Genomic DNA, 25,471 nt, shown 5'->3' with positions numbered 1-25,471 from the left:
AAAAACCGACACAACGGCTCTTTTGCGACGCATTAGGGACCGTCTTTCGACACGGTTAAAATTGCCGCCTTCCCGGTTGACCCGCTTATGACCTCTTAGCAGTTTTATTTGCGCTGCAGATGGCAGACCTTCACCCGCCCGCCATGACCATCCCTACGCCAGACACATCCCTCTTTCCGCGGCTTCCCATTGTAAAGATAGATCCTCGCACGGTGCTTGTTGTCGAAGGTCTGATTGGAAAAGTCGTGGCCGCCGATGCGGACGTTCTTGCCGAGCCGCACTTCGCTGGCGGCGGCAGGCGCAAGCGCCGCGGCGAGAACCACGAGGACAAGCAATGGCGCTGCAAGCAATCTTCCAACGACGACGAAATCGAGCGATTTCATAAAGCGATTCTCCCTGGCTTCCGGCAATTGCCTGAATGCCGCAATTGCCATGCCGCACGAATGACTGTGATCCGGAATACTCACATGAGCATGTCAATGTCGCAAAGATCAGGGGCCGCCAATCCCTTATTCAACAGCTTCGATGAAGCGCCGCAGGCATGGCCGGCCCAACTCAGCACTCGACAACTAGCTTTTTCCTCTGCAAACTCACGATCTGGCTAGACTTTGACAAACCGATCTGTTATCTCGCCTAACCAATCGCAAGGCTGCGGCTGCGCGAACGTTATATTTTTGCCTCCTGGCGCTGCAGTCGCCGCTGGCATCAACCAAACCAAAGGAACGTGATTCTCGTGCAGGTACTTGTCCGCGATAACAATGTCGACCAGGCTCTCCGCGCTCTCAAGAAGAAGATGCAGCGCGAAGGTATTTTCCGCGAAATGAAGATGCGCGACTACTACGAAAAGCCGTCGCAGAAGCGTGCTCGCGAAAAGGCTGAAGCTGTTCGTCGCGTTCGCAAGCTTGCTCGCAAGCGCGCTCAGCGCGAAGGCCTGGTTGCCAAGTAATCGCCGTTTTTTCGACGTTTTCAGATGCATGTGTGGCGGGGGCGAGTCGTTCGCCGCCGCCTTTTTGATTTATTCTCTGGGCAAATCGGATTAAATCAGAACAGCCTGATATGACGCATGGGGAAAGCGACCCGATAATGGCAATGACGACTTCCGTAAAGTTCCGCACTTCGAACCTCTCCTTACTCGTTTCGAAGCGCGCCGCGGCGCTGCCTGCTTTGGCGATGCTTGCCGCAATCGGCCTCTCCGGCTGCCAGACCGCCTCCACCGATAACGTGATTCAGATCGACAAGGCGCAAGGCTCCTCGGGAAATATCGCGTCGCTGACTTCGGTCATCAATTCCAATCCGCAGGATCCTGAAGGCTACAATGTTCGTGGCACGGCCTATGGCCGCGGCGGCGATTTCAACCGGGCCCTCGGCGACTTCAATCAGGCGATCCAGCTCAATCCGAAGTTCTATCAGGCCTACGCCAACCGCGCGCTGATCTACCGCAACATGGGCAAGCTGCCGGAAGCGATCGCTGACTATAACGCCGCGCTGCAGATCAACTCCAATTACGACGTCGCCTATATCGGCCGGGGCAACCTTTACCGCCAGTCCGGCCGCGACAACGACGCCTTCAATGACTATTCGAAGGCGATCAGCCTCGGCACAACGGACGGCCGCGCCTATAATGGCCGCGGTGTGATCTTTCAGAAGCGCAATCAGCAGGACAAGGCGATCGACGATTTCTCGAAGGCCATCTCGCTGTCGCCGAATTCGCCGGAGCCATACAACAGCCGCGGCATCTCCTATCTCGCGCAGAACGACGACGACAACGCCTTCGCCGATTTCAACCACGCCATCGAGCTCAACAACAAGGTTGCCGAATCCTGGGCAAATCAGGCCTTCGTCTATGAGCGCAAAGGCGACAAGACAAAAGCACGCCGCTCCTATCAGCACGCGGTCAATCTCGATCCGAACTACCAGCCGGCCAGGGACGGCCTGGCGCGTGTCGGCGCCGGCGCCTGATACGAAGGTCGCATCGCGATAAGACATCCAGCCGCCGGCGTTTCCTTGCCCGGCGGCTTTTCTTTGCCTAGTCTCGGGCCATCCCCATCGGAACGAGATAGCGACATGCCCTCCCCTCAGAAGATCATCGTCATCGGCGCCGGCATCATCGGCGCGTCCATTGCCTGGCATCTGAGCCGCAAGGGCGCGTCCGTCACCGTGGTCGCGGAGCAGACCGGCGGCGTGGCGACGCCGAATTCCTTCGCCTGGATCAATGCGAGCTGGGGCAATCCGGAGTTCTACTTCCATTTCCGCCACCGCTCGATGCGCGAATGGTCGAGGCTTGCAGCCGAGCTTCCCGGCCTGCCGCTCTCCTGGTGCGGCGGTCTTTGCTGGGATCTCGCGGAGGCGGAGTTGGATGCCTATGCGGCCCGGCATCACGATTGGGGCTATGGCATACAGCCGGTCAATCGAGCCACCAGCGCGATGATCGAACCCAATCTCGCCAATCCGCCGGACTATGCGCTGCATGTCGCCGAAGAAGGCGCCGTCGAACCCGTTGCCGCGGCGGAGCTGCTGTTGAAAGATGCCGCCCGCCATGGCGCCATCCTACTGTCCGGTGTCGAAGTCAAACGCCTGCTGAAGCAGGGCGGGCGAATCATCGGCATCGAAACGAGCGAAGGTGAGATACGCGCCGACCACGTCGTTCTTGCCGCCGGCGCGGGCACAGCGCCGCTTGCGGCATCGGCCGATATTCACGTGCCGCTGGAAACGCCGCCAGGACTCATCGTTCATTCCCGCCCCACCCAAAAGCTGCTGAACGGTCTGGTGATGGCGCCGGAACTGCATCTGCGCCAGACGGCGGAGGGGCGGATCATCGCCGGCGGCGACTTCGGCGGCACCGACCCCGGCAATAATCCACAGGCGGCTGCCCGCGAACTTTTCGCCAAGGTCAAGGCAACCTTGAAGGGCGGCGAGGCGCTGGAGCTCGATTTCCATACCGTCGGCTATCGTCCGACGCCTAGGGATGGCCTGCCCATTCTGGGTGGCGTCGAGGGCGTGCCGGGCCTCTATCTCGCGGTGCTGCATTCGGGCGTCACGCTGGCGCCGCTGGTCGGCCTGCTTGCCGCAGAGACGATCATCGACGGCAAAGACGATGGTCAGCTTGTCCCATTTCGCCTTTCACGCTTTGCCTGACCCTTGCAAAAAGCATGGGCGGCGCAACTCAGGGGATGCATTGCCGCAGTCGTAAATACCCGAGATCGCTTATGATTTCGAAGCAATGACTTTTCAGATGTTGCAAGGCAATTTACCGAGCCCTAACATGGACGCTTCGAGAGCATGTAGCTCGGGACTGGGCACGGGGGCGCTTGGCATGATGACCAAAACCATTCTATTCGCGTTTGCCGGCGCTTTGGATCGTCATGGAGGCACGATCGGTTGATCGCCCCATGAGGAAGCCGCATTTCCCGAAAGCGTCGATTGGAGCCTATCTGATCGCCATAGCCCTGGCGATTGCCTTGCCTATCCTCGCCTTCGTCGCCCTCCTTCTCGTCCAGCTGGAAAACAACGAGCGTGATGCGCTGAAAGGCGATACGGTTCAGGACGCCCAGGCTTTGGCGCGCGTCATCGACCGCCAGCTGCAGGATATGGCGACGACGTTGCGGCTGCTGTCCTCTTCGCCCGAGCTCGAGCGCAACGATATCGCCACCTTCTTTGCCCGGACGGAAACGGTCCTGCGCACTGATTCCCTCTTCGTCCTGCTGATGGAAAAGGATGGTCAGCTCAGGTTGAACACCCGCTGGCCGCTCGGCAAGCCGCTCGGCAAGACCGGCAATATAGCCTCGCTGCAATCGGCGCTGACCTCCGGACGGATCGAGGCATCCGATGTTTTCATCGGTACGAATGCCCGCCGCTGGGTCTACAACGTCACCCTGCCGCTCGAGCACTCCCCAGCCGGTGCTGCCTTGGCGGTCACCCAGGATGCGGACGAACTCGCCAAGCTCGTGACCACGGAAGCCTTGCCGCCCGGCTGGTCGGCTGCCATTTTGGACAAATCCGGCCATGTCGTCGCCGCCGGCGGCCCGACGACCCTCGCGCCGGGCGATACATTCAAAAAGGACATCCTGCCGAAGTTGATCGCATCCAGCGGCGTTTACCAGGATGAAAAGATCCTGCCGAATGCGGTGCTCGGCTATGCGCAAATCTCCGGCTGGTCCTGGAAGGCCGTCGTCTGGGGGCCGATCGCATCGGCGCAGGCGTCACTGATGAGCACCTGGCGCTTTCTGATCTATGGCGGTGTGACCCTGCTGTTGATCGCCCTGATTGCCGTCTATGCCCTGGCGCGGCAGGTGCGCATCACGATTCAAAGCATTGCCGACATGGCCGACCGCATGGGCCGGGGCGAGATCGTATCGCCGATCGACACGAGTGTCGTCGAGGCGAACCAGGTGGCCGTAGCGCTTTCCAACGCATCGTTCGATCGCAGCGTCACGGAAGATCGGCTGCATTTCGTCATGCACGAACTCGTCCATCGCACCAAGAACCTGCTGGCGCTGGCCCAGGCGATGACCCGGCAGCTCGCGCGGCAGGCCGATAGCGTCGACAGCTTCCAGCGCGCCGTCGCCGACCGGCTGGAAGGATTGGCGCGTTCGATCGAGGTCCTGACCAGCGAACAATGGTCCGGCGTTTCGCTGCGCCGCGTGATCGACATCCACCTTGCGACCTTCCTGCAGGCACCCCAGCAGCTCGATGTCCTCGGCAATGATTTCCTGCTGAAGCCGGAGGCGGTGCAGAATCTCGGCCTCGTCCTGCATGAGCTCGCGACCAATTCAGTAAAATACGGCGCGCTTTCGGCGCCCGAAGGCAAGATCACCATCGAATGGACGACGGAGGCCGGCGAAAGCGGACCGATGATCCGCTTCGTATGGACGGAAAACGATGGCCCCCCGGTCAAGCCGCCAAAGGAAACCGGCTTTGGCACGACAGTGACGAAAACGCACGCCGCTGCGTCCTTCAGCGGTAGCGTCGAGGTCGATTTCCGCCCAACCGGCCTCGTCTGGATATTGATGGCCCTGCGCAGCACGATGGAGCGCGAGCGGGGCTAGGGGCATGTCGCGCAAAAGTGCGCAGCGGTTTTCCGTCCGGAATGCGTAGCAAAACAAGAAGATAGGGCATTTTCGCGATTCGAAGAAAAGCGGAAATGCTCTAATGTCTATGGCTGAATGTCGGGAGTATTGGCGCGAGCAAGCAACAGGGCTCGCTCCCTTTCATTGCTGGTCAATTCGGCGGCGCGGCGGAATTCCGTACGGGCTTCGGCCGTTCGTCCCAGCTTGGCCAGAAGATCGCCCCGCACAGTCGGCAGCAGATGCGATTCCTTCAGGCGCGGCTCATCTCTCAGAGCATGGACGATAGCAAGACCCTGGGCGGCGCCGAAGGCCATGCCGACGGCAACCGCTCGGTTGATTTCGACGATCGGCGACGGCGCCGCAAGAGCCAGCGCTTGGTAGTAGGCGGCGATGGCAATCCAGTCGGTATCGGCAGCCGTCGCGGCCCGGGAATGACAAGCCGCAATCATCGCCTGCAGCAAATGAGGACCGGGCATCGACGTCAGGACCATGGCGCGACCCAGACAGTCGAGGCCGCCCCGGATCAGCGACCAGTTCCATCGGCCACGGTCCTGGTCGAGCAGCAGGATCGGATTGCCCGTTCCGTCAACCCGAGCGGCAAAGCGCGAGGCATGTAATTCCATAAGGGCCAGAAGTCCCAGCACTTCAGGCTCTTCCGGCATCAGCGCCGCCAGAGAACGGGCCAGGCGCAATGCCTCGCCGCATAAATCGGCACGCAGCCAATGCGGCCCTTCCGTTGTCACATATCCCTCGTTGAAGAGCAGATAGACCACTTCCAGTACGGCGGCGAGACGCTCCCGACGTTCTACGCCACGCGGCGTCTCGAATGCTATGGCGGCATCGCGTAAGGTTCGCTTGGCGCGCACGATGCGCTGGGCAATGGTGGCTTCGGGCAACAGGAACGCGCGACCGATCTCGGGCGTGGACAGCCCGCCCAGCAGTCGCAAGGCAAGCGCGGCCCGTTGCTCGGTCGGCAGCATCGGATGGCATGCGGTGAAGATCAGTCGCAGTAGGTCGTCGTCTATATCTTCATCAAGCGCCGCCTCGATATCCGGTACCCCGCGTTCAAGTTCGGCAAAGTCGATAGCGAGTTCGCGATGTTTGCCGTCGATCAGCGTTGTGCGGCGCAGCCTGTCGAGTGCCCTGTTCTTGGCGACTTGCGTCAGCCAGGCGGCCGGGTTGCGCGGAACGCCATCACGAGGCCAGCGTTCGAGGGCCAGCACAAAGGCGTCTTGCGCAATCTCCTCAGCCAGGCCGACGTCGCGCAGCAAGCGGTTCAGCCTGGCGGCGAGCTTTGGCTGCTCGATCCGCCAGACCGCTTCTATGGTACCTGACGTGGTCACCCCTTCAGCTCATCGAAGCCTTCAGCCGCCCTCTGCACATCCTCCGGAAATTCGCTCATTTCAAAGATGCGGCGAACCTCGATGACGTCATTTTCCGATGCCGGGCAACGGCGCGCCCACTCGATGGCCTCGTCGCGTGAACGCACGTCAATGACCCAATAGCCGCCCAGCACTTCCTTGACCTCGGCGAACGGGCCGTCGACGACGGCAGGCTTTCCACCCTTGAAGCTCACGCGAGCTCCGGAGGACGGCGGATGCAGCCCGTCGAGCGCCAGAAGCACGCCGGCCTTCTTCAACTCCTCATTGTATTTCATCATCGCCTCGACCGCCTCCGCGCTGGGCATGGTGTCGGGAGTAGCGGAAGCGTAGCCGCCGGGGATCATCAGCATCATGAATCGCATGGGTCTTTCTCCTTGGTTGGTTAGAACATACCACACGACGAACCAGGCACCGCGGAATCGACGGGAGTTCGAAAATAAATTCATCTTCTTTATGCGGAGCACGAAGAAATAAGACAGACATAAGACCTGGATACCCAGCAACACTCACCTCGACCATCTTCCGGTCAAGGAGGTTTGTCGATCCGGCTTCAAACTCAGGCGAACTCCGATCGAATGCATAAGACGTTTCGACGTCTACTCGTTCATCGCCTTGACGATCTCCTCGGTCACCTTTTTGGCGTCCCCGAGCAGCATCATCGTGCCGTCCTTGTAGAACAGCGTGTTGTCGATGCCGGCATAGCCGGAGCCGAGCGAACGCTTGACGAAGAGGCAGGTCTTGGCCTTGTCGACATCGAGGATCGGCATGCCGTAGATCGGTGAAGTCTTGTCGTCGCGCGCTGCCGGATTAGTAACGTCGTTCGCGCCGATGACGTAGGCGACATCGGCCTGGGCGAATTCCGAATTGATATCCTCGAGTTCGAAGACCTCGTCATAGGGCACATTGGCCTCGGCCAGCAGCACGTTCATATGGCCAGGCATACGGCCGGCGACAGGGTGGATAGCATATTTCACCTCGACACCATGCGCCTTCAGCCTGTCGGCCATCTCGCGCAGCGCATGCTGGGCCTGGGCCACCGCCATGCCGTAGCCCGGCACGATGATGACCTTGGAGGCATTCGCCATCAGATAGGCGGCGTCCTCTGCCGAACCGAGCTTCACGGTCTTGTCGGAATTATCGGCGCCACCCGATGTCGTCTCGCCGCCGAAGCCGCCGAGAATGACCGAGACGAAGGAGCGGTTCATGCCCTTGCACATGATGTAGGACAGGATCGCGCCCGAGGATCCGACAAGAGCGCCGGTGATGATCAGCGCCAGATTGCCAAGCGTGAAGCCGATGCCGGCGGCTGCCCAGCCGGAATAGGAATTCAGCATCGACACGACGACGGGCATATCGGCGCCGCCGATCGGCACGATCAAAAGCACGCCGAGCGCCAGTGATAGCAGGACGACGGCCCAGAAGGCGAAATGGCTCTCGCTTGCCGCCAGGCTGATGATGAAGAACACGATCAGGACAAGCAGGACAGCATTGATGATGTGCCGGTTCGGCAGCAGGATCGGCTTGCCGGACATCCGCCCGTCAAGCTTCAAGAAAGCGATGATCGAGCCGGTGAAGGTCAAGGCGCCGATCGCCACGCCGATCGCCATTTCGATGCGCGCTTCCGTATGAATATGGCCGATTTCGCCGATGCCGAAGGAAGATGGCGTATAGAGCGCCGAAGCAGCCACGAGGACGGCCGCCAGGCCGACCAGCGAATGGAATCCGGCCACGAGCTGCGGCATCGACGTCATCGGAATGACGCGGGCGATATAGGCGCCAGCCCCCCCGCCGATGGCAAGGCCGAGAATGATCAGCACGAAGCCGCCGAAGGATGGCGTTGCCAGAACCAGCGTGGTGACGATGGCAATGCCCATGCCGATCATTCCGTAGAGATTGCCGCGCCGGCTGGTTGCCGGGTGCGACAGGCCGCGCAGTGCCAGGACGAACAGGACACCGGAAACGAGATAGAGGAAAGCCGCGATATTGCTCAGCATGCCGCCCTCACTTGTCCTTCTTCTTGTACATCGCCAGCATGCGCTGGGTGACAAGGAAACCGCCGACGATATTGACCGAGACGAGCACCAGCGCCGCGAAGCCGAAGCCCGTCGCGAGACCGCTCGCGGAGATGCCGACGGCCAGCAAGGCACCGACGACGATGACCGAGGAAATGGCGTTCGTCACCGCCATCAGCGGCGTGTGCAGGGCCGGCGTCACCGACCAGACGACGTAATAGCCGACGAAGATTGCCAGCACGAAGATCGCAAGCTGGAAGACGAAGGGATCGACCGCCCCGCCGGTTGCGGCGCTGGCGACCTGCGGTGCCTGCGCGGCGGCGGTCGTGACGGCGGTAACGGCATCATTCAGTTGCTGAAGTGCCTGGTCCATTGCTTGGCTGGCCATCTCAGAGATCTCCCTTGTTGACCGTCGGCTGGTCGGGGTCGACGAAACTCGGGTGCACGACCTCGCCGTCATCGGTCAGCATCGTCGCCTTGATCAGCTCGTCGAGGCGGTTGAGGCCGAGGCTCTTGCTATCCTTGTCGACCATCGTTTCCAGGAAGGTGACGAGGTTCTTGGCGTAGAGGGCCGAAGCGCTGGCCGCGATCCGGCCGGCCATATTGGGATAGCCGATCACCCGAACGCCTTCGACGTCGGCGACCTTGCCGTATTCGGCACCCTCGATATTGCCGCCGCGCTCGACCGCGAGGTCGACGGCAACCGCGCCCGGGCGCATCGCCTTCAGCATGTCGCGGCTGACGAGCCGCGGCGCAGGACGGCCGGGGATCAACGCTGTCGTGATGATAATATCCTGCTTGGCGATATGATCGGCGACGAGCGCCGCCTGCTTGGCCTGATATTCCCCTGACATTTCCTTGGCATAGCCGCCGGCGGTCTCCGCCGCCTTGAACTCCTCGTCCTCGACGGCGATGAATTTCGCACCGAGCGAGGCCACTTGCTCCTTCGCCGCCGGCCGCACGTCGGTCGCCGATACCAGCGCGCCGAGACGCCGCGCCGTGGCGATCGCCTGTAGGCCGGCTACGCCGGCACCCATGACGAACACCTTTGCCGCCGGCACCGTGCCCGCCGCCGTCATCATCATCGGAAGCGCCCGATCGTAGACGGCCGCAGCCTCGATGACAGCTTGATAACCGGCGAGATTGGCCTGCGACGACAGGACGTCCATCGACTGAGCCCGGGTGATGCGCGGCATCAGCTCCATGGCGAAGCTCGTGAGCCCCGCGCGTGCCATCACGGCAAGTGCGGCCTCGTTGCCATAGGGATCCATGATGGCGATGACGATCGCGCCGCTCTTGTAGCCGGCGATTTCCTTGGTCGTCGGGCGCCTAACCTTGAGGATGACATCCGCCGCCTTCGCATCCCTAACGGAGCCGATCCGCGCGCCTGCGGCTTCGTATTCCGCGTCCGGGATACGCGATGAGGCGCCTGCGCCGGCTTCGATCACGATATCGAAGCCGAGCCCCCTCATCTTTTTCACCGTCTCGACGGAGGCTGCAACGCGCGTCTCTTCCGTCACGCTTTCCTTGGCCACGAAAACCAGATTGCTCAACAGCTCCACCCCACATCAAACCGCAGCCCTGCTGGTTGCAGCGGGGCAAACACTTGCGAAATCAGGTCATAATTTCAGCAAAGGCGCGGGCCGGACGGCCCGGCGTCGGTCAACGGGACAATAGGAAGCCCAAGAACGAGAGAACGACGAAGATGATGAAGCCGCCCAACAAGCCGGCATGACCGAAAAAGCCTGCCGCCATCGCAATCAGCAAAGCAGCGACGATCGCCGATCCCAGCCTGGCCACGAACAGGAACCCGTTATAGGTTTTCTGATGTTCCCTGTAGTCCATGGCGGCGCCGGTTTCGACCGGTCCGGTATGATGTTCGGCCATTCAGAAGTCTCCCCTCAATCCTCTCCCCGACCGGCCATCCGGGCCGGCGGCTGAAGCTGTTCTCAACGGCTGAGGCATAGCAGATGCCGCAGCCGAATTTCCTCTATCGAGGGGTTACACAAAGCGAGGAAAAATGCAATGCACGAGAAGGTCGCACAGGCGCGCAGCCTGGAGCATGATGCCCAAAAGTCGATTTCGGACGACATCATGCTCCAGCTATTTGATTCCGGCGCGGATTCGGATTTAGGCCATTCGACCCAAAATCATCCGATGCTAGCCGAATTGCCCGCGAATTTCGCGGCGACCGCCAATTGCCAGCCGTGCCGTCGGCAGGATGGTCAATGGAGGCGAACCGTTATCCTCGTTGCGGGAAAACATCATGCGCCTTTCATAGGGCTCTGAATCGAAGAACGGATACCGTTGCATCAGCTTGCCCCGAATTTCCTTCGAACGCGACGCCAGCAGCGTCAGCTCGAAGCCATAGGTCTTGGTCATCCGCGGCGGCACGACCGTATCCGCGTAGAAGACGCGCTTGTAGAAGGCCGCATGCGCCGGGCGGATGTGCTGCATCACGCGATCGGTGTTGAAATAGACGGCGCCGACAATCGCGGGCCGCAGCGTCAAATAAGGCAGAGCAGGCAGCTCCATCTCGAAATCGGGATCGACGGCAAAGCGTGCGGGGTCGATCAACGTCATGCCGGCATCGAGGAAAGCGTGAACTTCCTCGGGGAAAATACCGGTCGACTGGCATACGCGATGATCCGGCGTGACATGGTGTATCCGCACCGTGCTCACCAGCTCCTCGTCATAATAGACCCCGAAAACATAAGCGTGATCGTCGAAATCGATGTCGTCGATCAAGTTTTTAGCCGCCACCGGCAAGACGTCGCGCGCCTTGTAGGCCTTGTAGCGTAGCCGCGCGACACCCTCCATGTCTTCGCTGCTTTCGATCCGGCGGTATTCTACGTGGTCGAGCACCTCCATCAGCTTGCCGGCAAAGCTGTCTTTCCAAGCACTCATATGAGTCATGATGAATGTTCCATGATGGTTAACGGAACATAATTGGTATTAACTCACAGTTTGATCAACATTTGATTTAACTTTTATTAACTATTAATTCCATTAAGGTTAATTTTTTTAACGAATACCGGTATAGGCCCGGTGGCGCGCTGCCACTAAGTTATCGTTGTTATGGCGTGGGAAATAAGCAGATTTGCCCGTCTATCAGAGCCGGACAAAACGAGCACGGATCTTCGATTTTACAATTCTCATAAGCAGCTTACGGCAGGATGATCGATTGGCCCGGATCATTATGGTGGCACGATACGATCGCCAGTTTCCGGATTATTTTAGCGTCAGCGCAATGATCCGCGTTCGCTCCTTACCTCAGGCGACATGATCCTCACGCGCGCCCGGCAGCCGGCGGCTGAGGCCACCCACCATCTCAACCACCTGTTCCCGTGCCACGGGTGCGGAAAATACATAACCCTGGATGATATCGGCCAGGTTCTTCTCAACGACGAGCGCCAGCTGTTCGAGCGTCTCGACGCCCTCGATCACGATATGGAGGCTGAGCGCGCGGGAAAGATCGACGATGCCGCACAATAGCTTGAAACGGCGGCTGTCCGTCGTGATGTCGCGAACGAAGGACCGGTCGATCTTGACGACATCCACCGGCAGGGAATCCAGATAGCTGAGGCTGGAAAAGCCCGTTCCGAAATCATCAATCGCAATCGTGATGCCTTTGGCGCGCAGATCGGCAAGGATGGAGCGAACGGTTGCCACCTCATCCATCAGGCAGCTTTCCGTAACCTCGAGATGCAGCCGCGACGGCTCCAATCCCGATGCCGCGAGCGCCTCCACGACAACAGCGACAATATCGTCATTGCGCAGATCCTGCGCCGACAGATTGACCGAGACCGCGAGCGGCGCCGGCCAGGAAACGCAATCCCGGCAGGCCTGGTTGACCATGAAGCGGGTAATGCCGGCAACGATGCCCATTTCCTCGGCGATCTGCACGAAGATATTGGGCGGGATCGAGCCCTTTTCCGGATGAATCCAGCGCGCCAACGCCTCGCAGCTGACAATGCGGGAGCCGTCCGGCGTAAACATCGGCTGATAGACGGCGTGAAGCCTGCCCGCCTCGACGGCTTCACGCAGGTCTTCCTTCAGCTTCTGGCGCTCGACGTAGCGCGCATCCATCTCCTCTTCGAAGGCGCTGCATCCGCCTTTCAAGCGCGACTTGGCGTCGAACAGCGCCAGATCGACCTTGACCTGCCATTCCTCGGAGCGGAACTCCCGGCTCGGCATGGTCACATATCCGCCGCTGAAGGAAATGCGGAAGCTATTACCGTCGACGTTGTAAATGCCTGTCATCGCAGCATGCAGCGCGCGAATGCGGCCATCGATCTCCGTCGCGTTGTCCTCGTTCGGAAAAAACAGGACGAATTGATCACCCACCAGCCGTGCCGCAAGCGCCGCCGTGCCCGCAAGCTCCTTCAGGCGTTCGGCTATGGCAACAAGAAGCCGATCGCCGGCCAGATGTCCCTTTGTATCGTTGACATGCTTGAAGTCGTCGACATCGAGAACCAAGATTCCGATCCGGCCGTCCCGCATGCGCGCCGCCAACTTTTCCTTGACCAACTCGATGAAATATTCGCGGTTCGGCAGCCCCGTCAGAGGATCATAGCGGACCATATGCAGGATCTTGCGCTCCGCCCGGATACGCACGGTGACGTCTTCGAAGATCAGAATGACGATGCCGTCGGCGCGGCGGCTGGCCGAGAATTCCAGAAATTGATCCTCGTTGAACTGAATGAGCGTGCGGGAAAGCGTGCCGCTGACGAGCTGCGCCATTTGCCGGTGGATGAGCCCGGGTAGGGATCCGTCGATGAAGGCATGCCTGGCGCCATAACGCAGAACGACGTCGAATTCGCAGTCCTTGAGCTGCTCCGGATGCGCGAAGTTCAGGAGTTCGCAAGCCTTGCGGTTGACAACGAGGATGCGGTTCTGGGCATCCAGCATGAAGAGCCCGTGCGTCATATTGTTGAGCGCGGTATCGAACCGGTCGGCGATCAAGGATATCTCGCGCGAGGCAATGACGTTCTTGTAGAGAAATTCGCGCACGCCGTTCGCCATCGCCCGCGTCGTCAGCCCGAAGGGAACGAGCATGATGGAGACGATCGCCTTGTAGAGCTGCTGCGACATCAGGCAGGCGATGATGATCGGCAGACAGCAGGCCAGCGTCTGCAGGTCGATCGCCTTCTGGGAGCCGTAGTTGCGGCCGACGATCGACACCATCGACGCCATCGTCACGGCGATGCAGATGAATTCCGCCAGCGGATCCTGCACGATCAGGATGGCATAGCCGCTGCCGATGCCGAGGATGGACGCCGTCGCGGCGGCGCCGATCACATAACGCGTTTCCCATTTGGCGATATCGGCCCGCGTGAAACCATGCTTGTCCGCCGCGTCGAATTGCCGGAACGAATACATCCGCAAGATGAACACGGCGCCGAAAGCCAGGCAAAGCGTGAGATAGATATCTGCGCGCGTGCTCAGAAAAACGACGACATAGGTGAGGATATGAACGAATACGCCCGTAAACAGCGTTTTACGGTTTCCGAAAAGCGAACTGACGAACGACAGATAAACATCCGTCGGCACAGTGTCCGGGCTTGGAGGCTTCATTCAGACTTCCCCTGATGCGGCGGACACCCTAGTGGAAACGTTTTAAAATTTGATTGCCCAATAGCACCTATCTGGACAGATTTATCAATCGTGTCGGTAACTTACATCGAAGTTAGGCTTCAGTCCGCATCGTATTAGTGCAATGACTCCCGGCTCACTCTACCGTGAATGTAATATTTGAATCACTAATGAATAAAACAAGATATCACTAAAGACTTATAGAATACGATCACAGCTTGCCCGCCCGCTGCTGGATCATCATAAAAGTATCGAAAGTATACTCCGAAAGCTGCATCCAAAGATACGCATCTTTTTTATAGGAAACCTGATCCTCGTAGATGCGCTTGAAATAAGTGTTGGATTTGGAAAGATCCGCATAGAGCGCGCCGGCCGCCTGGAAGCACGCCTCCATGATCTCCTGGCTGAACGGACGCAGCGTCACGCCCTGCTGCACGATGTCCTTCAGCGCCTGTGGGTTCTTCACATCGTATTTCGCCAGCATATTGGTATTGGCAAAGGCACAGGCATCCGTGAGGATCGCCTGGTAATTTTTCGGCAAGGCATTCCATTTCTCCAGATTGAAGAAGGCATGCACCACGGCGCCGCCTTCCCACCATCCGGGATAGTAGTAGTATTTGGCGATCTGCTGCAGCCCGAGCTTCAGGTCGTCATAAGGGCCGACCCATTCGGCCGCATCGACCGTGCCCTTGCTCAGCGCGTCGTAGACGCCGTTGGCCGGGATATCCTGCTGCGGCACCACGCCGATCTTTTCGATTACCTTGCCGGCCAGGCCGGCGATGCGCATCTTCAAGCCCTTGAGATCGTCGAGCGTATTGATTTCCTTACGAAACCAGCCGCCCATCTGCGCGCCGGTATTGCCCGCGGGCAGGCCCAATATGCCCTGCGTTGCATAGAATTCGTTCATCAGCTTGTTGCCGTTGCCCTGGTAGAACCAGGCATTGGTCAGCCGCGCATTGAGGCCGAACGGCAGCGCCGTGCCGATGGCGTAGGTCGGGTCCTTGTTCCAGAAATAGTAGGAACAGGTGTGCGCCGCATCGACGGTACCGGCACTCACCGCATCGGCGGCCTGAGCGCCGGGCACGATTTCGCCGGCTTCGTAAGTCTGGATGACGAAATTGCCGTTCGTCGCGTCGGAAACATGCGCGGCGATATCTTCCGCGCCGCCATAGATCGTATCCAGGCTCTTTGGAAACGATGACGTCATTTTCCAGGTGACCTTCGGATATTCCTGGGCCAGGGCTGGGCTCGCAAGCGTGGAGGCTGCAGCGCCTGCGCCAACGGCTCCTGCCCGCCTTATGAAGGAACGGCGATCCATCGAATTCTCCCATACAGACGGCATTGCTGGGAAACGGCGCGTTCCCCCATCATGGCGCAAGCGATGGAACTAACCACGCCGCACCCAGTCTTTCAAGTTTGCTCTCTCGCACCGCATTATGGCGATTCCTGTACATCCGCATGACGAAGGGAAACAAAGCCTTATGGAGGCCGCCGCACGTTGCCGCCTACGCCGTCTTCGCGTAAATTCATGACGTGGATAACACGCCTTTGGATCGACAACATGATCATCCAGAGGTCCTACCGCCTAGAGCCGGATGATTTCAGGTCGGTTCGACCTAAAATCTGAATCCGCTCTAGAATCAAAAAATGGAGCATGATGTCGTCCGAAATCCCCTGACACTTTTCGGCATCATGCTCAACCGTTTCGCATCCTTCGGAGCCCTGAATGTCCAGACCGATCATCGCCATCCCCGCCGATATCCGCGAATTCGACGGCACGCGCTGGCACGCGGTGCAGCTGCAATATGTCCGTGCCGCCGTGAAGGCCGCCGGATTGATGGCGCTGATCGTGCCGGCGCTAGAAGACGGCCCCGAAGACGGCAATGACGCGGATGCCATTCTGGACCGGGTCGACGGGCTGCTCGTTTCCGGTTCGGCCACCAATGTGCACCCGTCCCTCTACGGAAAGGACGCACTTGAGAGCGACGGTCCGTTCGATCCGGCGCGCGACGCAACATCGTTGCCGCTCATCCGCCGCGCCATCGACCGCGCCATTCCGATGCTCGCCATCTGCCGCGGCATTCAGGAGCTGAACGTCGCGCTCGGCGGCACGCTCGCAAGCGAAATCCAGGACCAGCCTGGCATCTGGGACCACCGCAAGCCTCAGGATGTCGATCGTGACACGATGTATGCGATCCGCCAGAGCGTTTTTGTCAAGGAAGGCTCCTGCATCGCCCGTGTCGTAGGGCCGGGCGAGGTGCGCGTCAACTCGCTGCATCGCCAGGCGATCGCCGATACCGCGCCGAGGCTGCAGGTCGAGGCTCTGGCCGAGGACGGCACGATCGAAGCCGTCTCCGTCATCGGAGCAAAGGCCTTTGCCGTCGGCGTGCAATGGCATCCGGAATATTGGGCGGAAACGGATTCGTCGTCGCGCAAGCTCTTCATGGCCTTCGGCGATGCCGTGCGCGACTATGCGGCGGGCAAGGAGCGACTCAAGGCCCCTCCCTATCAGCAGAAAGCCGTATGATCAGCCGCGCGGCTTGACCGGCGTTTCCGGCACCGGCGTGACAGGCCTGCCCTTTGCGAACCATTCGATGATATTGTCGGAGACCAGATCCGCCATGGCATCGCGCGTCGGCACCGAGGCGGATGCCACATGCGGCAGCAGCGAAACATTCGCCAGCGAGAGATAGCCGGCCGGGACATCGGGTTCGTCATAGAAGACGTCGAGGCCGGCAGCACCCAGCGTTCCATTGCTGAGGGCTGTTATCAGCGCGTCGTCATCGACGGACCAGCCGCGGCCGACATTGATGAACACGCCCTGCGGCCCAAGCGCCGACAGGATCTCCGCATTGATGACCCTATGCGTTTCCGGCGTCTTCGGCACGATGGAAATCAGCGTATCCACCGATTGCGCCATTTCCTTCAGGGTCGGATAGTAGTCGTAAGGCAGGGAGTCGCGCGGCGAGCGGGTGTGATAGCCGATCTTCACCTTGAACGGCTCCAGCCTTCTTGCAATCTCCAGCCCGATGCGACCGAGCCCGTAAATGCCGACGCGGCGCCCCTTCATGGAAAAGGGCGAGAGCGGAAAGGCGCCTTCCTTCGCCCAGCGCCCCTCGCGCAGCCAGGTCTCCGCCTTCGGAAACTGTCGCAGCGTATTCAAGAGCAGGGCGATCGCAGTATCGGCAACCTCGTCGTTCAGGACATCAGGCGTATTGGTGACGACGATCCCCTTCGAGGCGGCGTGCTTGACGTCGATCCCGTCGTAACCGACGCCGAAATTGGCGATGACCTCAACATTCGGAAAAGCATCGATCCAGATGGCATCGAACCCACCTGAGACAGCAACGCCGCGGATGCGGGCGGCTGTTTCCGCATCGATCTTCGGGCCGCCATCGCGTTCGACGGAAACAATATCGAACTGTTTCCCGAGCCGTTCGAGAACACGCGGGTGTATCTTCCCCGGAACGAGGATGGCGATGCGACTGTCGGACATGGATCTTTCCTCTTGAGAGACGGTTCGGCGCCGAACCGCTGCTAGCGAGCCTTGTAGGGCGCCGTGGATTGGCGGATGCGCATTTCCGGCTTGATAAGATGGATACCATCCGGCTCATGGCTTCCTGCCAACCTATCCAAAAGCGCCCGCGCTGCAAGCCTTCCGACTTCGGCCTGCCCGTTCCAGACTGTTGTCAGCGCCGGTGTCGCAATCGCCGCTTCTTCCAGATCGTCATAGCCGGTGACCGAAATGTCCCGTCCCGGCACGAGGCCGGCGCGTGAAATGCCGTTCATGAGGCCGATGGCGACCAGATCGTTCCAGCAGACCGCGGCCGTCGGCTTCTGCGGCAGCGACAGGAAATGCACCGCCGCTTCGAAACCGCCCTGTTTGGAGCGCGCGCCGGGAATACGCAGATTGGGATCGACCTCGATGGCAGCCTTGCGCAGCGCATTGACATAGCCCTGGTAACGGTCGCGCCCCGTCGAGGTCTGGTCGGTGCCGCCGATCATCGCGATGGAGCGGTGACCAAGGCTGATCAGGTGGTTGGTCGCAAGCGAAATGCCGTAGCTGTCGTCGCCGCGAAAGGTCGGCAGATCCAGCGCTTCGATCTGTCGTGCCACAAGGATGGCCGGCATGCCGTTTTCTTCCGCCAGCTCGAAATCTTCCGGCGGCGTTCCGATCGCCGGCGACATGATGACACCGTCACCGCCGAGCTGCAGCAGCGTCTCGATGAAAGTCCGCTGCTTCTCGACCGAATCATAGTGATTGGAAAGGATGAAGGTATGACGGCTGCGGTCGAGCTCGCTTTCGATCGCCTTCAGGATTTCCCCGTAGAAGGGGTTCATGATGTCGTGCACGACGACGCCGATAATGCCCGACCGCGATGTCCTGAGGCTCGCCGCGCGGCGATTGTAGATATAGCCCAGCGCGCGGGCCTGGTCCTTGATCTTCTCGCGGGTATTGACCGCGACCAATGGGCTGTCGCGTAAGGCCAGGGATACGGTTGCCGTTGAAATACCGAGCGTTTCCGCAATTGTAGAAAGCTTTATCTTTTGCGCCACGCACTCCCTCCCCCGTGAAACGCAGCCGTCAACATATTCCGTCGTTTTACGATTCCGGAATTTAAAATCTTTAATTAAAAGCTTTAATCACATCGCGCAACACGAATTCGCGGGGATTCTCAGAATTCCTCTTCGTCCTCGTCGTCGTCGCCAGCCTGAAGATTGCTTTCGATCGTCTTGAGGAGGCGCACGAGCGAGCGGATCTCCTTTTCGGAGAAGCCGCGGGTGGCCAGCTCATCACAGGTAGCGGCGGAACTTTCGATCTCGCTGACGCTATTGCGGCCGGTCTCGGTGAGATAGACCTTCGTCAGCCGGGCATCCTCGGCATCCGGCCGCCGTTCGACGAAGCCTTGCGCCTCCATGCGGCCGATCGTCCTCGTCATGGTCGGCGCCTTGACGCCGAGCTTCTGGGCCAGCGTGCCGGCCGGCAGCCCGTCATTTGCCGCGAGAGCCAGAATGACGCCGTCCTGCCCGGCATAAAGACCGCTGGCCGTCAAGCTGCGCGTCATCACCGTGCGCATGGACCGCGCCGCCTGCGTCAATGCAGGCGACAGATCGGCAAGCGTATAGTCCCGGTGATCCTTCTTTTTACCTGACTTACTTTTCTTTCCGACCTTGTTCTTCTTGCCCATCGTGATTCCATTGACCTTTTCGCCGCTAAGTCATCACGCTATGACATTGCGCAGGTTACTGACATAAACAAGAGGCACATCCTCCGATGGCGTATCCTTTGCCATGTTTCGATGACAATGATGAAACATTGACACCGCAGGAGCGATCAAAATGGATCGCCGTGCTGCCACTTGGCGCCTATGAGCAACACGGGCCGCATCTGCCGTTCGAAACCGACACGCTCATTGCCGAAGGAATCGTTTCACGTCTCAAGGTTGCTTTGCCGGTCAAACTACCGATTACCTTCCTTTCCGTCGAGGCCGTCGGCTACTCGATCGAGCACATGGATGTCGCCGGCACGAAGACGCTGACCTTCGACGAGGCCATCGGGCGCTGGCTCGGTATCGCCGAGCGGCTGAGCGGACTCGGCATCCGCAAATTCGTCATGCTGAATGCCCATGGCGGCAACTCACCGCTGATGACCATCGTCGCGACGGAGGCGCGCGTGCGCTTCGACATGCTGGCGGTCGCGACCAGCTGGACCCGCTTCGGTGTTCCGGATGGACTGATTACGCCTGATGACAAGGCCATCGACATTCACGGCGGCGATATCGAGACATCGGTCATGCTCGCACTCCACCCAGAGAAAGTGGACATGTCGAAGGCAGCGAACTTCCCGTCGCGCCAATCGGAGTTCATCAAGGGCTTCAAGCATCTGCGCGCCTATGGCCCACATGCCTTCGGCTGGAAGATGTCCGACCTGAGCCCGCAAGGCGTTGCCGGCAATGCAGGCGCCGCGACGGCGGCCAAGGGCGAGCGGCTGATCGCGCATGCCGTCAAAGGCCTTGTCGAACTGTTCGAAGATGTCGACGCATTCGATGCGACAACGCTGATACGGTCAGGATCATGAATCGGCGCCGTCCCAGACCTAATGTGATCTTATAACATATAAAAGCCTTTGAACTGACGTCTCCAACTCCTTATATGGAACCCGACCAATGTCTGCTCCCCGGGGCAACCTTCCATATTTCGAGGCTCCCATGACCGAAACAGCCACGCCAAAGCCCGTTCCCGTCACCGTTCTCACCGGCTATCTCGGCGCCGGCAAGACGACGCTGCTGAACCGCATCCTTTCCGAAAATCACGGCAAGAAATACGCCGTCATCGTCAACGAGTTCGGCGAGATCGGCATCGACAACGATCTCATCGTCGAGTCGGACGAAGAAATCTACGAAATGAACAATGGCTGCGTCTGCTGCACCGTTCGCGGCGACCTCATCCGCGTCGTCGAGGGCCTTATGCGCCGCCCCGGCCGCTTTGACGGCATCATCGTCGAAACGACAGGCCTTGCCGACCCGGTTCCCGTCGCCCAGACCTTCTTCATGGACGACGATGTCCGCGCCAAGACCGAGCTCGACGCCGTCGTCGCGCTGGTCGATGCCAAGCACCTGCCGCTGCGCCTGAAGGACAGCCGCGAAGCCGAAGACCAGATTGCCTTTGCTGATGTCGTCGTCATCAACAAGTCCGATCTCGTATCGCCTGCGGAACTGGCCCAGATCGAGGATATCGTCCATGCGATCAACCCGGCCGCCCGTGTCTACAAGACCACCCGCTCCGGCGTCGATCTCGCCCGCGTGCTGAACCAGGGCGCCTTCAACCTGGAACGCGCTCTCGAAAACGACCCGCATTTCCTCGAGCATGGCCATGAGGATCACGTCTGCGGCCCGGATTGCGATCATGACCACGATCACCACCACCATCATCATGACCATGATCATGATCATCACCACCATGATCACGACCATCATCACCATCACGCTCCTTCGCCGATCCACGACGTAACGGTGCAGTCGGTTTCGCTGCGCGGCGGCGAAATGAATGCCGAGCGCTTCTTCCCCTGGATCCAGAAGATCACGCAGACGCAGGGCCCGAACATCCTGCGCCTCAAGGGCATCATCGCCTTCAAGGACGATCCGGAACGCTATGTCGTTCAGGGCGTGCACATGATCATCGAAGGCGATCATCAGCGTCCGTGGAAAGATGGCGAAAAGCATGAAAGCCGCCTCGTCTTCATCGGCCGCGAGCTAGACCGCGAAAAGCTCGAAGCAAGCTTCAAGGCGTGCGAGGCATCCGCCTGATGCCGACTGTTGCTCCGCTTGATATCGACGGCCATGTTCTGGCCGTCGAATTTTTAGGTGATACCCCCTTCTTCGCCACCGCCGCCGGCGCGATCCACCGCCTCGAAGGCGGCGAGAAGGTAACCGAAGCCCATCAGGGCATGCTGACCTGCATCCGCGATCCCCATAGCGAGAGCCTGGTTTCGGGCGGCGAGGACGGCAAGGTTCTCCGGATTACCGCGGATGGCAGCGTGACGATGCTTGCCGAAGCGCCGCGCAAATGGATCAGCCAGGTTGCCGCCGGACCGCAGGGCGCGGTCGCCTATTCCTATGGCAAGAGCGCCTTCGTGCGCCTGGCCGACGGCACGACGAAGGAATTTGCCGAAGAGCGCACCGTCGAGGGCATCGCCTTCGCGCCCAAGGGCATGCGGATCGCCGTCGCCCGTTACAATGGCGTGTCGCTGCATTGGGTCGGCATGAGCGCCCAGCCGGTCAATCTCGAATGGAAGGGCGCCCATACCAGCGTTACTTTCTCGCCGGATGGCCAGTTCATCGTCACCACCATGCAGGAAAATGCCCTGCACGGCTGGAAGATGGATGCCAAGCCGGGCGCCGAAGCCAGGCACATGCGCATGACCGGCTATCCCGCCAAGGTGAAGTCGCTCTCTTGGTCCAGCAAGGGCAAGTGGCTTGCCTCTTCCGGCGCGCCGGCGGCGATCGTTTGGCCCTTCCAGGGCAAGGACGGCCCGATGGGCAAGGCGCCGCTCGAGCTCGGCACGCGCGCCAACATCATGGCGACTTCGGTGAAGTTCCATCCCGCGGAAGATATCCTCGCCATCGGCTTCATCGATGGTATGATCCTCGCGGTGCGCATCGGCGACGCCAAGGAGGCGCTCCTGCGCCGGCCCGGCAAGGGTGCGATCACGTCGATGAGCTGGAGCAAATCCGGCAAGCTGCTCGCCTTCGCCTCCGAAGCCGGCGATTGCGGCGTTATCGACATTTCCGCCTGAGAGTAATTCCAGGAAAAGTGCGTAGCGGTTTTCCGTCCGGGATTGTGTAAAAGCAAACACATAGAGTGGTTGAGCAATACAGTGAAGCGACCAACCACTCTAAACAGAAAGCAGGATCATGCCCCAGTCAGGAACGGCCGCCGCCGGAAATAATCCTGCCTCCGCCCAGAATGTCTGGGACGTGATCCGTTGCGAAGCCGCCGAGCTTGCGGCGCGCGAGCCGACGCTCGCCCCGCTGCTGCAGGCGCAAGTGCTCGCCAGCCGCTCCAATGCCGAAAACCTTGCCAACGTGCTGGCCGCACGGCTCTGCGTCGTCAGGATCGACCACAGCGATCTGCTTTCGCTGTTGTCCGACGTGCTGGCTCGTCATGACGCAATCCTGCGGGCAACGGAAGCCGATCTCGTGGCGGTGCGAACCCGCGACCCCGCCTGCACCACCTATCTGCATGCGCTTCTGAACCTCAAGGGCTTCCACGCCCTGCAAGCGCATCGCATCGCCCATGCGTTGTGGACCGAAGGCCGCACCGAAATTGCGAGCTGGCTCTCCAACCTCGTCTCGCTCGTCTTCGGTCCGGATATTCATCCGGCTGCTGAGATCGGCATATCGATCATGCTCGATCACGGCTCCGGCATCGTCATCGGCGAAACCGCCGTCATCGAGGATGAAGTGTCGATCCTGCAGAATGTGACTCTCGGCGGCACGGGCAAAGAGAGCGGCGACCGGCATCCAAAAATCCGCCACGGCGTCATGATCGGCGCCGGCGCCAAAATCCTCGGCAATATCGAAGTCGGCGCCTTCAGCAAGGTTGCGGCCGGCAGCGTCGTGGTGAAACCCGTTCCACCGCATTGCACCGTCGCCGGCGTCCCGGCCGTAGTCGTGCGCATCCATCGCGCCGACGAGATTCCGGCCGAGACGATGGATCAGAATATCTAGGTGTGTAGTCCCTGAGTGTAATGGTGCATCATCGATCCTGAGTCATCAGGAAGAGGATGCATTATGGGAAGTACTCTTCACGGCAGCGCCCGCACTACGCCGAGATCGCCGATGTCGTCGCCTTCCTGAAAACGCTGACGGATGGATATGATCCGGCAAGGGACAGCGCGAAGGCAACCAAATAAAAAGGCCTCTGTCCGGACGGGCTGAAGCCTTATGATACTTCGGGACGTTCGGGCGCTTTACGCAGCCTTTGCTATCGGCGGCTGGGCCAGCTTACGGCCGCTGGCGACGATCATGCCGGCGGCGCTGTCGAGCCAGCCTTCCTTGAGTTCGAGAGCCAGGAAACGCTCGCGTTGAAACGGGCCTGGCATGATAAGATGCCGCGTCTTTGCGGCAAAGAAGCCGAAGCGCTCATAGTAGGGCGCATCGCCGACGAGCAGGATGGCGCCATGGCCGCGCTTCTTGGCTTCCAGGACGGCAGCACGCATCAGCGCCGAGCCCATGCCCTTGCCTTCATAGGCGGGATCGACGGCCAGCGGACCGAGCAGCAGCGCATCGACCGGACGGGTCTCGCGATCGACACCGGCTTCGACATTCCATAAACGGACGGTGCCGACGACATGACCGGCACGATCGCGCGCGACCAGTGCCAAGCCTTCGGCCGGAACGCGGCCCTGGCGCAGCTTTTCCGACGACTTCTTGCGGCGGTCGGGACCCATGGCGCGATCCAGCAGGTTTTCGCGCGCGACGACATCGCCTGCGTTTTCCAGGTCGAGCGTGAAAGTAGAAGGCGCAAAGAATGCGCGGACAGAATCAAGAACAGCGGCCATCTCGGCCTCCCGTGCCCAATACCGTTATCAGCGGCGGTGACAGATTATTGTGAGGGTGCCGCCCCGGCTCTGGCTACGGGGGCAGCTTTGTCGAACTTCAGATCCCTACCGGACCTTAGATAATGTAGGCCTTCAGCGGATCGAAACCGTTGAACGCCACAGCCGAGTAGGTCGTGGTGTAGGCGCCGGTGCCTTCGATCAGGACCTCGTCGCCGATGGTGAGCGTCACCGGCAGCGGATAGAGGTTCTTCTCATAAAGCACGTCAGCCGAATCGCAGGTCGGGCCGGCAATGACGCAGGGCTCCGTCTCGTCGCCGTCGCGCACCGTGCGGATCGGATAGCGGATCGCCTCGTCCATGGTTTCGGCGAGACCGCCGAACTTGCCGATGTCGAGGAAGACCCAGCGCGCAGCATCGTTGTCCGACTTCTTCGAAATCAGGACGACTTCAGCCTTGATCACGCCGGCATTGCCGACCATGCCGCGGCCCGGCTCGATGATCGTGTGCGGGATCTGGTTGCCGAAATGGGCGCGCAGAGACGCAAAGATCGCCTTGCCATAGGCTTCGGCCGAGGGAACGTCGCGCAGGTACTTGGTCGGGAAGCCACCGCCCATGTTGACCATCTGCAGGTGAATGCCCTGCTTGGCGAGCGAAACGAAAACGCGCTTGGCATCGGCCAGAGCAGCATCCCAGGCATCGACCTTGGTCATCTGCGAGCCGACGTGGAAAGACACGCCGTAGGATTCCAGACCCAGCTGATGGGCATAGACGAGAACGTCGACAGCCATCTGCGGGACGCAGCCGAACTTGCGCGACAGCGGCCATTCGGCACCCTCGCCATCCGTCAGGACGCGGCAGAACACGCGGGCGCCGGGAGCGGCACGGGAAATCTTCTCGACTTCCTCATGGCTGTCGACGGCAAAGAGGTTGATACCGAGTGCATGCGCACGGGCGATATCGCGCTCCTTCTTGATCGTGTTGCCGTAGGAGATGCGCTCGGCGGTCGCGCCGGCATCCAGCGCCATTTCGATTTCAGCGACACTAGCGCAATCGAAGTTGGAACCGAGGCTTGCGAGCAGGCGCAGGACTTCCGGAGCCGGATTTGCCTTGACGGCATAGTAGATGGCGCTGTCCGGCATGGCATGACGGAAGGCGTGGAAATTGTCGCGGACGACATCGAGATCAACCACCAGGCAGGGACCGTCCGGACGTCGGGTAGCGAGGAAATCGCGAATACGTTGCGTGGTCATGTCAATTCCCTTTTCAATTCCAAAGGCTCCGGGAGAAAGACCCAGAGGACAAAGGGCGACGCTCATTCGCTCAGGAACCAGCCGGTGGAGACCCCAGTACCGTG

25 protein-coding genes are annotated in these 25,471 nt (G+C 60.2%); 10 read left to right on the top strand and 15 right to left on the bottom strand.

What is annotated here, in order from left to right; genetic code table 11:
• Positions 1-104: 104 nt before the first annotated feature.
• Positions 105-383 (bottom strand): hypothetical protein, encoded by a 279-nt coding sequence (locus tag ACPYOP_RS00245; RefSeq protein ID WP_481408393.1) that lies wholly within the window; start codon positions 381-383, stop codon positions 105-107.
• A 350-nt stretch (positions 384-733) separates the two neighbouring features.
• Here ACPYOP_RS00245 and rpsU point away from each other — a divergent pair, with 350 nt between their 5' ends.
• The 4 genes from rpsU (at position 734) to ACPYOP_RS00225 (ending at position 5,045) form a co-directional block, all read left to right on the top strand.
• Positions 734-946 (top strand): 30S ribosomal protein S21, encoded by a 213-nt coding sequence (gene rpsU / locus ACPYOP_RS00240; protein ID WP_004117638.1) that lies wholly within the window; start codon positions 734-736, stop codon positions 944-946.
• A 137-nt stretch (positions 947-1,083) separates the two neighbouring features.
• Entirely contained in the window at positions 1,084-1,959 is an 876-nt protein-coding gene (locus ACPYOP_RS00235) for a tetratricopeptide repeat protein (protein ID WP_481408392.1), read from the top strand.
• A gap of 105 nt (positions 1,960-2,064) precedes the next feature.
• Positions 2,065-3,135 carry an NAD(P)/FAD-dependent oxidoreductase gene (locus ACPYOP_RS00230; protein ID WP_481408391.1) on the top strand — a complete coding sequence of 357 codons (1,071 nt, stop codon included), beginning with the start codon at positions 2,065-2,067 and terminating at the stop codon, positions 3,133-3,135.
• Between the two features lie 254 nt (positions 3,136-3,389).
• A complete protein-coding gene (locus tag ACPYOP_RS00225) occupies positions 3,390-5,045 on the top strand; it encodes a sensor histidine kinase (protein ID WP_481408390.1) in 1,656 nt (551 codons plus the stop codon).
• A 107-nt stretch (positions 5,046-5,152) separates the two neighbouring features.
• Here ACPYOP_RS00225 and ACPYOP_RS00220 read toward each other — a convergent pair whose 3' ends face one another.
• From ACPYOP_RS00220 to ACPYOP_RS00180, 9 genes are all read right to left on the bottom strand, one after another.
• Positions 5,153-6,409: an RNA polymerase sigma factor gene (locus ACPYOP_RS00220; RefSeq protein WP_481408389.1), complete on the bottom strand. Its 1,257-nt coding sequence runs from the start codon at positions 6,407-6,409 to the stop codon at positions 5,153-5,155.
• Entirely contained in the window at positions 6,406-6,810 is a 405-nt protein-coding gene (locus ACPYOP_RS00215; RefSeq protein WP_481408388.1) for a YciI family protein, read from the bottom strand. The genes ACPYOP_RS00220 and ACPYOP_RS00215 overlap by 4 nt, the downstream gene beginning before the upstream one ends.
• Before the next feature lie 234 nt (positions 6,811-7,044).
• The gene (locus tag ACPYOP_RS00210; protein ID WP_481408613.1) at positions 7,045-8,439 is read right to left on the bottom strand and encodes an NAD(P)(+) transhydrogenase (Re/Si-specific) subunit beta; all 1,395 of its coding nucleotides are present in this window, start codon (positions 8,437-8,439) and stop codon (positions 7,045-7,047) included.
• A 10-nt stretch (positions 8,440-8,449) separates the two neighbouring features.
• Complete coding sequence (locus tag ACPYOP_RS00205; RefSeq protein WP_481408387.1) at positions 8,450-8,848, bottom strand: NAD(P) transhydrogenase subunit alpha part 2; 399 nt, start codon at positions 8,846-8,848, stop codon at positions 8,450-8,452.
• A 1-nt stretch (position 8,849) separates the two neighbouring features.
• A complete protein-coding gene (locus tag ACPYOP_RS00200; protein WP_481408386.1) occupies positions 8,850-10,013 on the bottom strand; it encodes a Re/Si-specific NAD(P)(+) transhydrogenase subunit alpha in 1,164 nt (387 codons plus the stop codon).
• Between the two features lie 109 nt (positions 10,014-10,122).
• Positions 10,123-10,347, bottom strand: coding sequence for an aa3-type cytochrome c oxidase subunit IV (locus ACPYOP_RS00195; protein WP_481408385.1), 225 nt, complete (start codon positions 10,345-10,347; stop codon positions 10,123-10,125).
• Between the two features lie 273 nt (positions 10,348-10,620).
• On the bottom strand, positions 10,621-11,376 hold the full coding sequence (locus ACPYOP_RS00190) for an N-acyl amino acid synthase FeeM domain-containing protein (RefSeq protein ID WP_481408384.1): 756 nt from the start codon (positions 11,374-11,376) through the stop codon (positions 10,621-10,623).
• Positions 11,377-11,733: 357 nt separating this feature from the next.
• Positions 11,734-14,037 carry a putative bifunctional diguanylate cyclase/phosphodiesterase gene (locus tag ACPYOP_RS00185; protein ID WP_481408383.1) on the bottom strand — a complete coding sequence of 768 codons (2,304 nt, stop codon included), beginning with the start codon at positions 14,035-14,037 and terminating at the stop codon, positions 11,734-11,736.
• 229 nt (positions 14,038-14,266) lie between these two features.
• Positions 14,267-15,373, bottom strand: coding sequence for a TRAP transporter substrate-binding protein (locus ACPYOP_RS00180; protein ID WP_481408382.1), 1,107 nt, complete (start codon positions 15,371-15,373; stop codon positions 14,267-14,269).
• A gap of 408 nt (positions 15,374-15,781) precedes the next feature.
• Here ACPYOP_RS00180 and ACPYOP_RS00175 point away from each other — a divergent pair, with 408 nt between their 5' ends.
• The gene (locus ACPYOP_RS00175) at positions 15,782-16,582 is read left to right on the top strand and encodes a gamma-glutamyl-gamma-aminobutyrate hydrolase family protein (protein WP_481408381.1); all 801 of its coding nucleotides are present in this window, start codon (positions 15,782-15,784) and stop codon (positions 16,580-16,582) included.
• On the opposite strand, the gene ACPYOP_RS00170 is transcribed toward ACPYOP_RS00175, so the two are convergent.
• The 3 genes from ACPYOP_RS00170 to ACPYOP_RS00160 all read right to left on the bottom strand — a co-directional run bounded on the left by ACPYOP_RS00170 (position 16,583) and on the right by ACPYOP_RS00160 (position 19,244).
• The gene (locus ACPYOP_RS00170) at positions 16,583-17,551 is read right to left on the bottom strand and encodes a 2-hydroxyacid dehydrogenase (protein WP_481408380.1); all 969 of its coding nucleotides are present in this window, start codon (positions 17,549-17,551) and stop codon (positions 16,583-16,585) included. It lies immediately after the preceding gene.
• Between the two features lie 41 nt (positions 17,552-17,592).
• Positions 17,593-18,612: a LacI family DNA-binding transcriptional regulator gene (locus ACPYOP_RS00165; RefSeq protein WP_112335169.1), complete on the bottom strand. Its 1,020-nt coding sequence runs from the start codon at positions 18,610-18,612 to the stop codon at positions 17,593-17,595.
• A gap of 119 nt (positions 18,613-18,731) precedes the next feature.
• Entirely contained in the window at positions 18,732-19,244 is a 513-nt protein-coding gene (locus tag ACPYOP_RS00160) for a MarR family winged helix-turn-helix transcriptional regulator (protein ID WP_481408379.1), read from the bottom strand.
• An 86-nt stretch (positions 19,245-19,330) separates the two neighbouring features.
• On the opposite strand from ACPYOP_RS00160, the gene ACPYOP_RS00155 reads away from it, so the two are divergent.
• From ACPYOP_RS00155 to ACPYOP_RS00135, 5 genes are all read left to right on the top strand, one after another.
• A complete protein-coding gene (locus tag ACPYOP_RS00155; protein WP_481408378.1) occupies positions 19,331-20,134 on the top strand; it encodes a creatininase family protein in 804 nt (267 codons plus the stop codon).
• A gap of 130 nt (positions 20,135-20,264) precedes the next feature.
• On the top strand, positions 20,265-21,362 hold the full coding sequence (locus ACPYOP_RS00150; RefSeq protein ID WP_481408377.1) for a CobW family GTP-binding protein: 1,098 nt from the start codon (positions 20,265-20,267) through the stop codon (positions 21,360-21,362).
• Positions 21,362-22,351: a WD40 repeat domain-containing protein gene (locus ACPYOP_RS00145; protein WP_481408376.1), complete on the top strand. Its 990-nt coding sequence runs from the start codon at positions 21,362-21,364 to the stop codon at positions 22,349-22,351. Before ACPYOP_RS00150 ends, ACPYOP_RS00145 begins: the two co-directional genes overlap by 1 nt.
• A gap of 118 nt (positions 22,352-22,469) precedes the next feature.
• A complete protein-coding gene (gene cysE, locus ACPYOP_RS00140; protein WP_481408375.1) occupies positions 22,470-23,285 on the top strand; it encodes a serine O-acetyltransferase in 816 nt (271 codons plus the stop codon).
• 56 nt (positions 23,286-23,341) lie between these two features.
• A complete protein-coding gene (locus ACPYOP_RS00135; protein WP_481408374.1) occupies positions 23,342-23,470 on the top strand; it encodes a hypothetical protein in 129 nt (42 codons plus the stop codon).
• Between the two features lie 57 nt (positions 23,471-23,527).
• Here the strand turns inward: ACPYOP_RS00135 and ACPYOP_RS00130 are convergent, their stop codons facing one another.
• Together ACPYOP_RS00130 and odc2 are read right to left on the bottom strand one after the other, a co-directional pair.
• A complete protein-coding gene (locus ACPYOP_RS00130; protein ID WP_481408373.1) occupies positions 23,528-24,118 on the bottom strand; it encodes a GNAT family N-acetyltransferase in 591 nt (196 codons plus the stop codon).
• 115 nt (positions 24,119-24,233) lie between these two features.
• On the bottom strand, positions 24,234-25,367 hold the full coding sequence (gene odc2 / locus ACPYOP_RS00125) for an ornithine/lysine decarboxylase (protein WP_481408372.1): 1,134 nt from the start codon (positions 25,365-25,367) through the stop codon (positions 24,234-24,236).
• Positions 25,368-25,471 lie beyond the last annotated feature (104 nt).

It is taken from the genome of Rhizobium sp. KNZ2-6A, assembly GCF_056755475.1.
The sequence above is the reverse complement of the archived record's forward strand: the minus strand, read 5'-3'. Positions and strand labels throughout refer to the sequence as shown.

Excerpts from the sequence above, each read along its gene's own strand:
- ACPYOP_RS00245 (WP_481408393.1), bottom strand. The coding sequence starts at position 383 with ATGAAATCGCTCGATTTCGTCGTCGTTGGAAGATTGCTTGCAGCGCCA.
- ACPYOP_RS00235 (WP_481408392.1), top strand. The coding sequence starts at position 1,084 with ATGGCAATGACGACTTCCGTAAAGTTCCGCACTTCGAACCTCTCCTTA.
- ACPYOP_RS00230 (WP_481408391.1), top strand. The coding sequence starts at position 2,065 with ATGCCCTCCCCTCAGAAGATCATCGTCATCGGCGCCGGCATCATCGGC.
- ACPYOP_RS00225 (WP_481408390.1), top strand. The coding sequence starts at position 3,390 with ATGAGGAAGCCGCATTTCCCGAAAGCGTCGATTGGAGCCTATCTGATC.
- ACPYOP_RS00215 (WP_481408388.1), bottom strand. The coding sequence starts at position 6,810 with ATGCGATTCATGATGCTGATGATCCCCGGCGGCTACGCTTCCGCTACT.
- ACPYOP_RS00205 (WP_481408387.1), bottom strand. The coding sequence starts at position 8,848 with ATGGCCAGCCAAGCAATGGACCAGGCACTTCAGCAACTGAATGATGCC.
- ACPYOP_RS00195 (WP_481408385.1), bottom strand. The coding sequence starts at position 10,347 with ATGGCCGAACATCATACCGGACCGGTCGAAACCGGCGCCGCCATGGAC.
- ACPYOP_RS00190 (WP_481408384.1), bottom strand. The coding sequence starts at position 11,376 with ATGACTCATATGAGTGCTTGGAAAGACAGCTTTGCCGGCAAGCTGATG.
- ACPYOP_RS00185 (WP_481408383.1), bottom strand. The coding sequence starts at position 14,037 with ATGAAGCCTCCAAGCCCGGACACTGTGCCGACGGATGTTTATCTGTCG.
- ACPYOP_RS00180 (WP_481408382.1), bottom strand. The coding sequence starts at position 15,373 with ATGGATCGCCGTTCCTTCATAAGGCGGGCAGGAGCCGTTGGCGCAGGC.
- ACPYOP_RS00175 (WP_481408381.1), top strand. The coding sequence starts at position 15,782 with ATGTCCAGACCGATCATCGCCATCCCCGCCGATATCCGCGAATTCGAC.
- ACPYOP_RS00170 (WP_481408380.1), bottom strand. The coding sequence starts at position 17,551 with ATGTCCGACAGTCGCATCGCCATCCTCGTTCCGGGGAAGATACACCCG.
- ACPYOP_RS00160 (WP_481408379.1), bottom strand. The coding sequence starts at position 19,244 with ATGGGCAAGAAGAACAAGGTCGGAAAGAAAAGTAAGTCAGGTAAAAAG.
- ACPYOP_RS00155 (WP_481408378.1), top strand. The coding sequence starts at position 19,331 with ATGGCGTATCCTTTGCCATGTTTCGATGACAATGATGAAACATTGACA.
- ACPYOP_RS00150 (WP_481408377.1), top strand. The coding sequence starts at position 20,265 with ATGACCGAAACAGCCACGCCAAAGCCCGTTCCCGTCACCGTTCTCACC.
- ACPYOP_RS00145 (WP_481408376.1), top strand. The coding sequence starts at position 21,362 with ATGCCGACTGTTGCTCCGCTTGATATCGACGGCCATGTTCTGGCCGTC.
- cysE (WP_481408375.1), top strand. The coding sequence starts at position 22,470 with ATGCCCCAGTCAGGAACGGCCGCCGCCGGAAATAATCCTGCCTCCGCC.
- ACPYOP_RS00135 (WP_481408374.1), top strand. The coding sequence starts at position 23,342 with ATGCATTATGGGAAGTACTCTTCACGGCAGCGCCCGCACTACGCCGAG.
- ACPYOP_RS00130 (WP_481408373.1), bottom strand. The coding sequence starts at position 24,118 with ATGGCCGCTGTTCTTGATTCTGTCCGCGCATTCTTTGCGCCTTCTACT.
- odc2 (WP_481408372.1), bottom strand. The coding sequence starts at position 25,367 with ATGACCACGCAACGTATTCGCGATTTCCTCGCTACCCGACGTCCGGAC.